Source organism: Nostoc sp. ChiQUE02 (genome assembly GCF_034531305.2).
Lineage (GTDB): Bacteria > Cyanobacteriota > Cyanobacteriia > Cyanobacteriales > Nostocaceae > Nostoc.
The window spans coordinates 65,409-78,419 of record NZ_JAVRBN020000006.1; the positions used below are offsets into that span (position 1 = coordinate 65,409).

The following is a 13,011-nucleotide window of genomic DNA, read 5'->3' on the forward strand; positions in this document are numbered from 1 at the left end:
AGGCTTTGTGGACGCTATATCCATTATAGTATATTTGTACTAAAATGGGCAATATCTGAGTGAGAAAGTAGGGAATATAGACAATTCGTAGGGGCACACAGGTGTGTATTAGCCATATTCCGGTGCTACATACATCCCATTGTTTTAGTGGCTGTGTTTTAATCCAGAGCAAATAATCAAGGCGCAATGTCTCGGTTGGGCAAAGCCAACGCCAAATTTATCTATTCCTTCCTTCTCCAATTTGGTGGCGTGTCTGAATTTTCAATTCAAGAAAATCTGCCCATAGGTAATTCCTAATAAAAAGCTATTGCAACTAAGCTTACAAAACAACACCTAATTTTTATATAAATCGCTATATGGTAGATATCTATATTATTGACCTATTTGTGATTGGTCTACTTCTGCTGATGGTCACATTAGGATCGGGTTGGATTGCTCGCTTACCTCTTTCTTTTGCCCTTATCTATCTCTTAGTTGGTATTTTGCTAGGGCCTTATGCCTTTGGGCTGATTCAATTACGTCGAGATGAAGTTTTTAATGCTGAAGTGCTGGAGAGAATAACAGAACTTGTAGTAATTATTTCTGTGTTTAGCTGCGGCTTAAGAATTGTTCGTCCTCTAAGGTTGGGGGTTTGGGATATTACAGTGCGATTGATTGTATTTCTCATGCCAATTTCAATTCTTGCTCTGGCTGCTGTGGGTAAATTGTTTTTAGGGATGAATTGGGGAGAAGCGATTTTATTAGGAGCAATTCTTGCACCTACCGATCCAGTATTAGCATCCGAAGTACAACTTACCGATATAAACGACCAAGATGAGTTGAGATTTGGTTTAACTTCTGAAGGTGGGTTAAATGATGCTTTAGCTTTTCCCTTCGTTTACTTTGGTCTTCATGCATTAGAAGATAACAACTGGGGTAACTGGTTTAAACAGTGGATTGCAGTTGATTTAATTTGGGCGATCGCAGCTGGCATTATTATGGGAATTGTTGTTGCAAAATCTATAGTTTGGATTGAAAAAAGAATTCAAAAACGCCGTCGTGCTGATGAGTTAATGGAAGATTTTATTGCTATCAGCACAATTCTACTAACTTATTCATTAACAGAAATGGTGAATGGCTATGGATTTCTGGCAGTATTTGTTGCTGGGTTAGTTGTCCAACGCAGTTACAGAAATCCTGAAAAACCGCTAGAACAGTTGGAATTTGTTGAGCAAGTTGAAAAGCTGCTAGAAGTTGGAACAATTTTACTATTGGGTTCAATATTATTATTGCAGCCTATGCTCAATTATGCTATGCAATCTTTATTAGTGATAATTTTATTATTCTTCCTAATCCGACCTCTAGGAGTCTGGATTAGCACAATAGGTAAACGCCCTCTAAACTCACGCCGCCGAACCTTTCATCCAGGAACTCGGTGGTTGTTTGGATGGTTTGGTATTCGCGGCGTCGGCTCTTTATATTATCTTGCCTATGCGTTTGGTCATGGCTTAAAAGGTGAAGCAGCCGAACAAATTGCTTGGATAACTTACACTACTATTGTGGCTTCTGTGATTATACATGGCATTAGTGCAACTCCATTAATGAAGTGGTATGAGCGAAATATTGCTAATCAGGGAAACGCTACTCCTCGTGCCACAATAGATGAATTTGAGTAGAGGCAGTTTTTGTTTGTAGGGTGTCTTATACCAAAGACTAACGCACCTTAAATTGTTGATGGTGCGTTACGCTAAAGCGATAACACACCCTACAATTTAATTTTATAAACCTGACTCAAAACCGGAGAGAGACTTTAAAGCTTACTCCCCAATGCTAGTAGGGAAGCGGTTGCTGCTTAGGTCTATATTCCCTATTTACCTGTCACCTTTTCAATAACTTCTTTCGCTTTTTCACCAAAGCTTTCTGGGGGATTTTGTGCTTGTTCAGCCTTCAAATTCCTTTCGTAAGTCTTCTCTATAGTATTAAGATTCTTTGAATCTTTTATTGCTTGCTCATAAGCTTCTTGTCGTTCTTCTTCTTGAATGCCAACACCTGGGTCAAATTCGTTAGCACGATTAATTTTTTCTTCTGAATTTGGTTTATACTGTGGAGGTATTAGCTTTAATTCTTCAAGAGTAGTTGCATGACTAGCTTGCTGAACGAAAATGAAAGAACCTGACAAGCTGATGAAAATCATTAAGCCAACAACCAAAAAGCTTGAACGTAATGCTTGTTTTAAAGTTAATAGAAATTTTTGCATGGAAAAACTTTCCTAATCTTTTGTTATGAGCCTTTATTTTGTATAAATAGATTCAATATTTCAGGCTCACAGGCATACTAAGTGTTTAGGTACAGTTCTTTCTTCTACCGCAAGATATATTAATTTTTAGCTATAGTTCAATTAATACTACCTGAGTTCTTTAGCTGCAAACTGTCATGTTTAATGATATCCCGCTTAGAACTCAAGTTCAGCAGCTCAAAACTATTGTCCACTCAAGCGGCTTGAAATTTTTACTTTATTATCGGATAGCCACTTCTAGCATTCCCCGAAATATTTGATCAAAATGTAGGGGCGTACATCTGTACGCCCCGATTTATAACCATCTGTGATGAATTTTAATTCCTCGGCTTTGCATTACCTGTTCAAATAAATTTGTTGGTAGTGCTTCTTCTACTGCAAAAACTCCTGGTTTATTAAGCTTACCTTCTAGTAATAATTGGGCAATACTACCCGTGCCACAACCGGAAGCCACCGCCGTATTTTCATGCACTACAGTTGAACAATAAACGGCTGTTTCACCATTTTTTTGCCCTGTAACTTCTGAACGAACTGCTACCCCAATTCCACTAAAATTATTAGTGACATCTGTCATCGAATGGCTGACATGAGACAGAAATTCAATCATGTAACGACGCTGCATTAACCACTTAGGAAAAATGTGTGCCGCAATCCAAGTTAGGTGATTGTAAAAATCGGGAACAGAGCCAAACTTAGTAATTACAGTTTTTACTGATGGGAAAGCGTGGGGCAGTGTAAAGGTTTCTGGCATATCAAACCAGTAAACTCCAGTGCGTCCATAGGGAGGTGGAAACTCAACTATTTCTCTTTCACTATAAGGCTTGATTACTTCCCATTTCCCATCTATCCAACTCTCAAAAGGATACTGTAATCCAAGAAAAGTTGTCCGCATCACCGTAATGCCAGCACCGCCAGAACCCGAAACCAAATAACTTAAATGGATCTTTTCTGGTTTATCAAATTGTTCAACACCCTGACGTACCATGCTGTTAGAAATACCAGGAAAAATACCAGTATTAATAATTGCCGTCACACCAGCAGCAGCAGCTTGTTCATGATAATTGAGAGCTTTGCTGGTATAGGAACGATGGTCGCTGACATCTACGTAGTTAACGCCTTGAGAAATACAGGTTTCGAGAACATTAGTATCTCGATAATGAAATGGGCCAGCACAGTGAATGACTAAGTTAGAGTTTGCGATCGCTTCTCGCAGCTTGTCAACTTCTACCAAGTCCAATATCAAAAACTCCACTTGTCCTCCCGAAGACAAGCTGACAGCCCTCCCGAACTCCGCAGAACGTCCAGTAATTGTAATTTGTGCCTGGGTGTGGGTAGCTAGATCCTGAGCAACACTGCTACCAATCCGCCCTCGTCCACCAAGAATTAAAACGCTGTCTGTCATTACTCCAGATTCGCAACACTAACTTTATTTGACCAGTTTTGCGTCCTGTTTGCCATCGGTTACAAGTATGATTTATACAATTTAACGAAATTTCTGCTAAAAAAAAGATGTTGCTAGAGACGTACATTCAGTAAATCGCAAAGTTTTCCTCAAAAGCGATCCCCAATCCTAATCTATGTACATACTTCTTAACAAGTTTACTTTTTATACAATTAAAAATTGTATTAGGTTAGAAGAGGGCTGGAGGCATAGTTAAATTACTAAAAACAAAGCTAAATAATGTTGTTGTCTTTTAACTCTTAACTTTTCTGATAGTGCATTCCTGGTAGTTGCGAAACGAAGCCCATAAGTTCCAGCTGTAACAAAGCACTGGAAACTGAGCCAGCAGGCATACTGGTTTGTTGGACAATAAAATCGAAGGGTAAAGCTTCACTTGCGAGTGCCTCCGGCACGCCTGCGGCGAACACATCCATTACCGTTTGCAATTCTGGTGATAAAGTTGGCAAGCTTAACTGTTCTGGTGCTGTGGAAGTTTCGACTCCATCAAGTTGTGGTATTGCCCCTAGCATTGTTAGCAGTTCATCTAGTTCCTTAAGAATGAAAGAAGCTCCTTGACTTAGTAACTTTAAGCACCCTTGGGATGGATGATCGTCCAGTCTCCCAGGTAATGCATAAACATCTCTACCAAATTCATTTGCATAGGTGGCCGTAATTAGGGCACCAGATTTTAACGGCGCTTCCATTACCAGGATGGCCCGGCTTAAGCCTGCAATAATTCGGTTGCGACGCGGAAAGTGAGTGCGATCGGGTGGGGTTTTTGTGGGGTACTCACTCACGACTAACCCAGCTGTCAAAATTTGCTTGTACAGATCCCGGTTTTTATGTGGATAGATGACATCTACACCAGTCCCCAAAACTGCGATCGTGCGTCCGCCTGCTTTCATGGCGGCGATGTGGCTTTCTGTGTCAATTCCCTCTGCCATCCCAGAAACAACCGTAAAGCCATTTTTAGCCAAAGCTGTACTAATTTGGCGAGTCCAACGAATACCATATTCTGAAGGTTGGCGTGTTCCGACAATTCCAACTAGCGGTTTTTGTCCGAGATTTTCTTGGAGTTCGACTTCACCGCGATAGTACAAAATCGGCGGCGGACTTGGAGTTTCTAGGAGTAAGCGAGGATAATCTGCATCTGCCGGTGTCCAGAAATGAGAGTTTTCCTGTTGATGCTTAGTGAATAGTTGTTCTGGGTGCAAACGCGATCGCTGTTGTACTACTTTTTCTAGTGTTTGCAAACCAAAACCTTCCACCTCTCCCAACTGTACCTTGGTAGCGTTCCAAGCTGTTGCTAACGTACCAAAATGCTGTTGCAGCCGTCGCAGTAATACTGGGCCAATTCCAGAAATTTGCGCCCAAGCTAGCCAATATGCACCTTCTTCTAACACTGTTCCGTCCTCACACCTACTCGATTGAGTATTCCCAAATTGAGGTTGGCTATTGATGGGAGGGGCAGGGGGCAGGGGGCAGGGGAGGCAGGGGAGGCAGGAGAGAATAATAATTCCTGATTAATGACCAATGACCAATGACCAATGACCAATGACCAATGACCAATGACTAATGACCAATTACTATTGACTTTTGACCCTTGACTCTTGACTATTAACTATTGACTATCTATCTTGTTATCTTCTGTGATGAAATATTTCTATCGTCTTTTAATAAGCCTATCTGGGTGCTTAATATTTTTACTGGTGCATAGTTGTCTTGGTTTGTTGCCTAGTTTGGCAGCCGAAAAAGTTACTGTCAGGTACGGATTGTTTGAGCAATCGATCCCTGTGGCAGATATACGCAACTATGGCGAGACACAAAAGGCTTCTAGCGATTTGCAATCTTTCCTAGATTACCTCAGCGCTAAGGAGAAACAGAAGTTTCAAGATGCTCTTCAAGTAAAAATGTCGCTTGATATTGTGGCTCTAGATAAGCTGCTAAACTCAGGAATGGGTAAGCAAATCTTATCTTTTGCTTCCCAAGCGATCGCCCGTCGCGATCAAGCAAGTATACCAGCGCTACGATCTGCCCTTATTTTAGGAGCAAAATCACCAGAAGGTCTAGGAATAGCCAGCTTTCTAAAAGCCTATCCCAGCGAGCAAATAGTTGTTGACGTGTCAAAAATTTCTAAGCTAGTCGGCATGGCAAATTCCTCTTCTAGCTCTGCTGATGCGCCTCCAAAGGACAATGTAATTTCTTCACCCTTAGGGAAAATTGCACTACAATATCAGACACTCGCTGCCCAAGATAAACAGTTTTCAGGTTGCCTATTTGGCGATTCTATTTCGGCTGGACTTGGTAATACCCTTGGGAATGGTACTTTTAATTTTGGCTTAGATGGACTGAGTACAATCTCATTACTAGAACAACTTAAAAGTTTAATTCCTACCAAGGTGAAATGTGAAAAAGCCATTATTGCCATAGGTGGAAATGATGCTTGGTATGGAATTAGTGATGAATTGTTTAGCAAAAATCTGCAAGAGGCGATCGCACTTGTCCGCACAATGGGAACTAAAGAGATTTTTCTCATTCCGGCTTTTTATTCAACAGTTGCAGCAAGCTCAAATCCAACTGTAGCAGCCCCACTTTCTAGAGTTGAACAAATTAATACTCTGATTAATCAAGTTGCTGAAACAGAAAAAGTGCCAGTTGCAGCAGCAGGACTAGCACCATTGTATGAAAATAATGTTCTTAAAGAAAATTTGACCAGTGATGGTGACCATCTGAACGCAGAGGGTCTCAAAATTTATCGGCAAGCATTATTACAAATCTTGGGTAAGTAGTTGAATAAATAGATAAGGAGACAAAGGGACGTTGTATACCCATCCCCTTGTCCTCTTTTTTAGGCTTTCCAATCCAAAAACCGTGCATAGATATAAGCGATGCCTTCATCAATAATTGTCCGTACACCTGCGCTAGAACCCCACCATTTTTCTGGATCGTAATCTTGCGTTTTGGCAGCAATCACACCAACTTTAATCTCAGGATGCAGTAATTTTTTGAAAATCAGCCAACTCCTACGGGTATGAACGTCCAAAGAAAAAAGATTAATTGATTGTATCTGTAAATTTGAATTGGATAACCAGCGATTAAATTCGGCAGCAGATGCATAACTACGATCCTTAACTACAAAAGGTGTCGGAACAGCTACTATTTTTTCTGCTTCTAAACCGAGTTTTATAAATGTGGCGGCTGACACGTCTGCAAAGTTCTCGTATCCGGTAAGATAACTTCCTCTTGCTAATGTGCCTCCAGTAGTAATTATTTGACGATAAGAACCAGTTTTAAATTCAGTCAAAGCTTCTTCTATAGCGTAATCTGGTAGCCATCCTTCAACAATTAATACTTCTGCTGATTTGATGGGGGAAGTCACGGCGAGAAATGAGTGTACATGAGTAATAGTGAAAAATATTAAATAAGCAATCAAAGCGATCGCAATCGCCCACCCCTGAGCCGTAAGTGTCCACATTTCTTGGCGTTTGATTATTTTGATTTTTGGAAATTTTTGACGCCGACGATTTTTTGTCTGCATTAAACCTTAGCTAAACGTTGTTCTTTTAAATAGGTAAATACAGACTTATCTCCAATATCAGCAGGAATTGCTTGTACTGTCTTTCGCAGGGCAAAGACTAAAAATAATGTCGCCCAAATTCCTAATAAAATACTTTCCCCTTGAGTTGGTAAAATTCCTACCAAATGTCCTAACAACAGTAGCGGTACTATTGGAGTTAATACTTTGGTTTCCAGGCGATTGAAGCAAAAAGCCTCTTTAAAATAAATACCTGTCAAAGCAACGAAGATAAAACCAACTCCGAATAAGGTAATCGGCTGATTGTAAACAGTAAGAGCCAAAGGATCGCTACTAGACAGTGCCAAGATCGCTGATGCGATATTACCGATCGCCCAAAAAATTTGCAACATTCGGTGCAATGATGCCATGTAGATATGAATGGTAAATAAACTTACACCGAGAGCGAGACTAAAACAAGCATACAGAGGCGTCAGTGCAGTTACAACAGTCGGGTTATTGTTGAGTAAAATCAAAGCGCTGCCTATGGCAAAGCTCAGTGCTGCTACCATTAACCCAGCGCGGTAGACAATTACGCCAGTGCGATCGCTCTGAGTAATTGTAAATTCCCCAAACTGACCTTGATAAACTTCTGGTGCAGGGAGTGTTTGTGTAGTCATAGCTAAGAATATAATGATGATTCTCTAGTAGAGTACAACAGGAAATTGCTCAAGGGTTACTTTTATTATTATGGGCAATGAAACGAAGTTAATGTCACCATTCTTACACTTACATCTTCTAGCAGTTGTTTAATTACAAGTTTTGTGAATTTGTTACTGCTTACAGTGGGCGAAAATCATTATTTTTAGGTGGTGTGCAGTACCCAAACTCCGGTTATTGAGAATGGTGCAAGCTCTCACGAAAAGTATGCTCTAGGCTATATGATTAATCGCATTCTCAAATTTTGTCACAAGTCTGTCGTGGGAATCTACCTCCGAATCATTGCACTTTGTTATCTTTATGGTGCAACGGTTCATTATGCCAATTTACTTGGGTTCGGAGAAATGACTTGGGCAAAAGCACCCCTGAGTTAGCAGATTGGGGATATTGTCTACGCCATTTTAGACACGGCGAGAGTTATTGGCTTGTGGCTGAAAAAGCTTGAGGGAATTAGTTGCTTTTTGTTAAGTGCCATTTCTCAGCTAGTTTTATATCTAGGATTTTCCCATTTGTTTGCCTTTACTACTGAGTAGCAACAGACGCTTTGGAGCCTGATGATTTTTCACTTTCTTACTTTAGCAATTTTTTCTGGTCTTAATTTTCTTAGAAAAACAAGACTTGTAACGCATCTTGTAAATTAATCTGTAACTGTGAGTGAGCATGTCCGCAATTAATGGCAATTTCTACCCAGCCGTGACTGCCAACTAAAGCTATTATCTCTCCTACCTTGACATCACTGTAAGTTTCACCGCCTGGTATGCTCAACCCAGCAACTTGCACACACCAAGTTTTGCCTTGGACGTAACTCCCTGGAATGTTGCTCACTAAGTTGCCAAAGTGGTCAATATATTGAATGCAACCTACTACACCAGTGGTTGTCTGCTTGCAGTCGCCTATATCCAGTTTTACTAAACTTGCTGGATCAATTTCTTGTCCTAGCTGTTTGAGGGGGACACCACTAGCAAGATTAGCTGCTACTGGTGCAAAGATATCTCTACCGTGAAAAGTTTTGCTTGGTTGAGGAGTTCGCCAATAGTTAAAATTTGTGAGTTCGACAGCTGCGATCGCTGGAGTTTGACTTAGTACGCCGCTGAATATACCATTATCTGGGCCTACCAGAAACCCTTGAGCAAATTCTACTGCGATCGCTCGTCGCTTGCTTCCCACACCCGGATCTACTACTGCCAGATGCACTGTCCCCACTGGGAAATAGGGATAAGCATTCATCAGGCAAAACCTCGCTGCGGCGATGTCTTGCGGCGGAATTTGGTGCGTTAAGTCTACCACCGTCAATCTGGGGTTGATTTGGGCTATGACTCCCTTCATTATGCCTACATAAACATTGCGATCGCTAAAATCGCTCAGTAAAGTTAAAGGTGGTTGTTGACCTATCTCCTTCTTGGACATTTTTTGTTAGAATTATATAAACAAATATTTTTCTGTAGCAACAGCTACAAAATATGTGTTATGTTAAGAATACAAGACATAAGACGAAAAATTAAAGAAGGTAATCACTATGAGTCAAAATAGACTACAAAGTTTGAGCAAAGCACGAGAAACTCACAGAGCGAATATTCAAAGAAGCCTAGAGCATCGCTTGCAAGTAGCCAGAGCAAAAGGCGATGAACAGCTGATTCGTCTACTGGAAGCTGAGATGAGGTATTCCAGCTAAATCAAGTTTTCATTGTTCATAGTTTTGTTGTGTAACCCGCGACGGCGGGTTTTTTGTTTTTATATCATGTCCGGCTGATTAGTTATGATTCCCGCATCTGTACAAAAACCTGAAAATTCTTTCTTCCCCTGCTTCCCCTGCTGATTCACTCATAAGGAGTTCTGTGGATAGCGGCTTAATTCTATTTTGGCAGCAGCAGCAATTCCCTCACCCTAGCAGTAGATTTTCTACACCTACTGTTGTCGTCGTAGTTGCTGCAAAATTCTTTCTGCAACTGTCTGACGCCCAATTTCATGTCATGCCACTACTGCAACGGTAAAGCGTAATGGTAAAACTCTTCATTCTTAATGTAATCTCGCGCTTCATAAAGTTTTTGCGCGGTTATGTTATAAATTTGAGTAGCTAAAATTACTCGAACGGCTCCACTCTCTTTTGCATATTTTTCCGCAACACTCATCAATAACTTTGCAATTCCCTTCCGGCGATACGACTCTTCCACATATAAATCGTTCAATATCCATACTCGTTTCATCGACACTGAAGAAAAGCTGGGATAAAGCTGAGTAAACCCAACTAATTCCCCATTATCATTAGCTGCAAACACTACCGAGTCATTATTCTTGAAACGTTCTTTAAGAAACTCCTTGGCAGCTTCAAGGTTTGATGCCTGATTGTAAAAAATACGATATCGATCAAATAGTACTGAAACACTTTCAAGATGATTAATATTAGCCAAGAAAACTTCCATTGAGTGTCCTCATAACTTCAATGCAGTTTACACCCAATGCTGCTTGCTTAAGGGAAATGGGAGGTGAAATCAAAAAAATATTTGCTTTCTCAATTCGAGTAATTGGTGGGCATTGCCCACCCTACTTAGACAATTCGCTAGTTCACTAGGACTTTGGTTTATAAGTTGAAGCAACGTGCAATTCTTTCAACTGTTTAGCATCTACACTCGAAGGTGCATCTGTTAACAAACAACGCGCTTGTTGTGTCTTCGGAAAAGCAATGACATCTCGAATAGATTCTTCGCCAGCTAGCAACATTACCAAACGATCTAAACCGTAGGCGATGCCACCATGCGGTGGTGTACCATATTCAAATGCTTCTAAGAGAAACCCAAATTTACTTTGTGCTTCTTCAGGAGATAACCCAATCGCTTCAAACACCTGCTGTTGAATTTCTCGCTGATAAATCCGCAGACTTCCGCCGCCAACTTCGACGCCGTTGAGTACCAAGTCGTAAGCTTGAGCGCGTGCAGTTTTTAAATCGCTCAAATCATCAGGATGTGGTGCTGTAAACGGGTGGTGCAGTGCTTCTAGACGTTTTTCGTCAGCATTCCACTCAAACATCGGGAAATCTGTAATCCACAGCAAGTTGATTTTTTCTGGATCAATTAAATCAAATTCTTTAGCGATCGCTTGCCGTAATCTATCTAAAGTTTTATTAACTGTAGCAGCATCACCAGCCCCAAACAACAGCAAATGTCCAGCTTTTGCACCTGTACGGCGCAAAATTTCTTGTTTTTGTTCTTCGCTCAAGTTGTCTTTAATCGCCCCAATGGTGTCAATTTCGCCATCATCTCTGACGCGGATATAAGCTAAACCTTTAGCACCGGCTTCGCTGGCTTCTTTAAATAAGTCACCGCCTGGTTTAATGCGGACATTAGAAATTACATCGTTACCGTTGGGAATGGGGAGGATTTTGACGATACCACCATTGGTAACAGTGTCCCGAAAGACTTTAAAACCAGAGTCTTTGACAATATCTGAGACATCAACTAATTTCAAACCATAGCGTGTATCTGGTTTATCACTACCGTAGTGTTCCATCCCCTCAGCGTAAGTGAGACGGGGGAAAGGGCGCTGTAACTCAATGCCTTTAACTGTTTTGAAGATATGGCAAACTAAGCTTTCATTCAGTTCGATAATTTCTTCTTGGGACATGAAGCTCATTTCCATGTCCAACTGAGTGAATTCTGGTTGTCTGTCGGCGCGTAAGTCTTCGTCACGAAAGCAACGGGCAATCTGATAATATCTATCTAAGCCGGATACCATCAGCAATTGTTTAAATAGCTGGGGTGATTGCGGCAAAGCATACCATTCACCAGGATTGACGCGACTGGGTAGAACATAATCCCGCGCCCCTTCTGGGGTAGAACGGGTAAGTATTGGGGTTTCGACTTCGATAAAACCTTCCAAATCTTCCAGATAACGACGCATGGCTTTGACAATTTGATGACGCAGTTGCAAATTTTGCGCCATGCGTTCGCGTCGCAAATCCAAATAACGATATTTCAGCCGCAAGTCTTCCCGCACTGTCTCGGTGTCAGCTACGGAAACTTGGAAAGGCAACTGTTTGCGGACAGCATTGAGGAGTTCAATTTTGTCGGCGTAGATTTCCACCTCGCCTGTTGGGATGCGGGTATTCAGCGATTCTTCGGGACGTTGTGTTACCCTACCAGTGATTTTGACAACATATTCATTTCGCAGGGCGTTCGCATGTTCGTAAGAATCTGGGGTGCGTTGTGGATCGCTGACGATTTGGACAATTCCAGAGCGATCGCGTAAATCTAAAAATATCACACCACCGTGATCGCGGCGACGGTCTACCCATCCGTAAAAGGTAACTGTTTCTCCAATATGTTCTTTTCGGAGTTCGCCGCAATAGTGAGTTCGCATAAGTGTTAGTTCTGTTTGTCTGGGCTAGATTTGCAAGAAAATGTCAAAGCCTTCCCATTATCTAGCATCAATAGTAATTGTAGTAGTTCTGGTGAAATAAAAAATCAAATAATCTCACACTACATATAGGAGAATCCATGACACCATAAGGGTAAGTTTTACCTATTTTTACAATAGTTCCCGGAATTCATCACGGCTGATCTGACAATCACGGAGTATCTGTGCTAACAAACCGAAACCAATTGTTTCACCAGAATGCACTGGAACAACAGTTCGACGACCGTCACTGTGTATCAAAAAATGGTAACTACCTCGGATTCTTGCTACCTCAAAACCTGCTTTTTTTTAAGCTGTAATTACTTCCCGTCCAGTCAAACTCGGTAGTTTGCTCATATTTAAACAAAAACCCTCTGCACACCGATAAACTCTAATGCTTCGGCGTTTTCTTGTTCAACCTCTAAACAAAGTTCAATAGCTTCTTTAATCCGCTCTATTAGTTCGTCTAGAGATTTGGCTTGGGTGTGACATCCAGCAAGACTAGGCACGGAGGCAACAAAATAACCTTCAGAGTCGCGTTCTATAATGACGTTAAATTCTCTGGTCATCTTGAGGTTGTTGTTTGGTGGGGTAATCTAATTTTAGAGTAGTTGAGTAGCTGCGATCGCCAAAAGAAAGATTTATGCCAATTAAGTCGGTTTGGCTGTTTTG

13 protein-coding genes and 1 pseudogene are annotated in these 13,011 nt (G+C 41.1%); 4 read left to right on the forward strand and 10 right to left on the reverse strand.

All coding sequences use genetic code 11. The annotated features are described in order from the left end of the window. Window positions 1-356 precede the first annotated feature (356 nt). Window positions 357-1,655 (forward strand): cation:proton antiporter, encoded by a 1,299-nt coding sequence (locus RM347_RS08200; protein ID WP_322720010.1) that lies wholly within the window; start codon window positions 357-359, stop codon window positions 1,653-1,655. 191 nt (window positions 1,656-1,846) lie between these two features. On the opposite strand, the gene RM347_RS08205 is transcribed toward RM347_RS08200, so the two are convergent. The 3 genes from RM347_RS08205 to dprA all read right to left on the reverse strand — a co-directional run bounded on the left by RM347_RS08205 (window position 1,847) and on the right by dprA (window position 5,119). Then, window positions 1,847-2,236: a hypothetical protein gene (locus RM347_RS08205; protein WP_322720009.1), complete on the reverse strand. Its 390-nt coding sequence runs from the start codon at window positions 2,234-2,236 to the stop codon at window positions 1,847-1,849. A gap of 334 nt (window positions 2,237-2,570) precedes the next feature. Then, on the reverse strand, window positions 2,571-3,677 hold the full coding sequence (locus RM347_RS08210) for a saccharopine dehydrogenase family protein (protein ID WP_322720008.1): 1,107 nt from the start codon (window positions 3,675-3,677) through the stop codon (window positions 2,571-2,573). Window positions 3,678-3,976: 299 nt separating this feature from the next. After that, window positions 3,977-5,119, reverse strand: coding sequence for a DNA-processing protein DprA (dprA, locus tag RM347_RS08215; protein ID WP_322720007.1), 1,143 nt, complete (start codon window positions 5,117-5,119; stop codon window positions 3,977-3,979). 306 nt (window positions 5,120-5,425) lie between these two features. On the opposite strand from dprA, the gene RM347_RS08220 reads away from it, so the two are divergent. Next, a complete protein-coding gene (locus RM347_RS08220) occupies window positions 5,426-6,505 on the forward strand; it encodes an alpha/beta hydrolase (RefSeq protein ID WP_322720006.1) in 1,080 nt (359 codons plus the stop codon). Between the two features lie 59 nt (window positions 6,506-6,564). Here the strand turns inward: RM347_RS08220 and RM347_RS08225 are convergent, their stop codons facing one another. From RM347_RS08225 to RM347_RS08235, 3 genes are all read right to left on the reverse strand, one after another. Continuing rightward, a complete protein-coding gene (locus RM347_RS08225) occupies window positions 6,565-7,254 on the reverse strand; it encodes an ElyC/SanA/YdcF family protein (RefSeq protein WP_322720005.1) in 690 nt (229 codons plus the stop codon). Continuing rightward, complete coding sequence (locus RM347_RS08230; RefSeq protein ID WP_322720004.1) at window positions 7,254-7,910, reverse strand: DUF2301 domain-containing membrane protein; 657 nt, start codon at window positions 7,908-7,910, stop codon at window positions 7,254-7,256. Before RM347_RS08230 ends, RM347_RS08225 begins: the two co-directional genes overlap by 1 nt. A 643-nt stretch (window positions 7,911-8,553) precedes the next feature. Then, window positions 8,554-9,357 carry an SAM hydrolase/SAM-dependent halogenase family protein gene (locus RM347_RS08235; RefSeq protein WP_322720003.1) on the reverse strand — a complete coding sequence of 268 codons (804 nt, stop codon included), beginning with the start codon at window positions 9,355-9,357 and terminating at the stop codon, window positions 8,554-8,556. Between the two features lie 109 nt (window positions 9,358-9,466). On the opposite strand from RM347_RS08235, the gene RM347_RS08240 reads away from it, so the two are divergent. After that, window positions 9,467-9,622, forward strand: a complete 156-nt coding sequence (locus RM347_RS08240; RefSeq protein WP_322720002.1) for an arginine synthesis PII-interacting regulator PirA — start codon at window positions 9,467-9,469, stop codon at window positions 9,620-9,622. Between the two features lie 163 nt (window positions 9,623-9,785). Further along, on the forward strand, window positions 9,786-9,941 hold the full coding sequence (locus tag RM347_RS08245; RefSeq protein ID WP_322720001.1) for a hypothetical protein: 156 nt from the start codon (window positions 9,786-9,788) through the stop codon (window positions 9,939-9,941). Here RM347_RS08245 and RM347_RS08250 read toward each other — a convergent pair. From RM347_RS08250 to RM347_RS08265, 4 genes and pseudogenes are all read right to left on the reverse strand, one after another. Further along, complete coding sequence (locus RM347_RS08250; protein ID WP_322720000.1) at window positions 9,927-10,370, reverse strand: GNAT family N-acetyltransferase; 444 nt, start codon at window positions 10,368-10,370, stop codon at window positions 9,927-9,929. The two genes, RM347_RS08245 and RM347_RS08250, sit on opposite strands and share 15 nt — an antisense overlap. 145 nt (window positions 10,371-10,515) lie before the next feature. Next, window positions 10,516-12,303 carry an aspartate--tRNA ligase gene (gene aspS, locus RM347_RS08255; protein WP_322719999.1) on the reverse strand — a complete coding sequence of 596 codons (1,788 nt, stop codon included), beginning with the start codon at window positions 12,301-12,303 and terminating at the stop codon, window positions 10,516-10,518. 168 nt (window positions 12,304-12,471) lie between these two features. Beyond that, window positions 12,472-12,636 (reverse strand): annotated as a pseudogene (locus tag RM347_RS08260) (type II toxin-antitoxin system HicA family toxin); the annotation flags it as partial. 62 nt (window positions 12,637-12,698) lie between these two features. Next, window positions 12,699-12,908 (reverse strand): type II toxin-antitoxin system HicB family antitoxin, encoded by a 210-nt coding sequence (locus RM347_RS08265; protein ID WP_322719998.1) that lies wholly within the window; start codon window positions 12,906-12,908, stop codon window positions 12,699-12,701. Window positions 12,909-13,011 lie beyond the last annotated feature (103 nt).

Excerpts from the sequence above, each read along its gene's own strand:
- RM347_RS08200 (WP_322720010.1), top strand. The coding sequence starts at position 357 with ATGGTAGATATCTATATTATTGACCTATTTGTGATTGGTCTACTTCTG.
- RM347_RS08205 (WP_322720009.1), bottom strand. The coding sequence starts at position 2,236 with ATGCAAAAATTTCTATTAACTTTAAAACAAGCATTACGTTCAAGCTTT.
- RM347_RS08210 (WP_322720008.1), bottom strand. The coding sequence starts at position 3,677 with ATGACAGACAGCGTTTTAATTCTTGGTGGACGAGGGCGGATTGGTAGC.
- RM347_RS08225 (WP_322720005.1), bottom strand. The coding sequence starts at position 7,254 with ATGCAGACAAAAAATCGTCGGCGTCAAAAATTTCCAAAAATCAAAATA.
- RM347_RS08230 (WP_322720004.1), bottom strand. The coding sequence starts at position 7,910 with ATGACTACACAAACACTCCCTGCACCAGAAGTTTATCAAGGTCAGTTT.
- RM347_RS08235 (WP_322720003.1), bottom strand. The coding sequence starts at position 9,357 with ATGTCCAAGAAGGAGATAGGTCAACAACCACCTTTAACTTTACTGAGC.
- RM347_RS08240 (WP_322720002.1), top strand. The coding sequence starts at position 9,467 with ATGAGTCAAAATAGACTACAAAGTTTGAGCAAAGCACGAGAAACTCAC.
- RM347_RS08250 (WP_322720000.1), bottom strand. The coding sequence starts at position 10,370 with ATGGAAGTTTTCTTGGCTAATATTAATCATCTTGAAAGTGTTTCAGTA.
- aspS (WP_322719999.1), bottom strand. The coding sequence starts at position 12,303 with ATGCGAACTCACTATTGCGGCGAACTCCGAAAAGAACATATTGGAGAA.
- RM347_RS08265 (WP_322719998.1), bottom strand. The coding sequence starts at position 12,908 with ATGACCAGAGAATTTAACGTCATTATAGAACGCGACTCTGAAGGTTAT.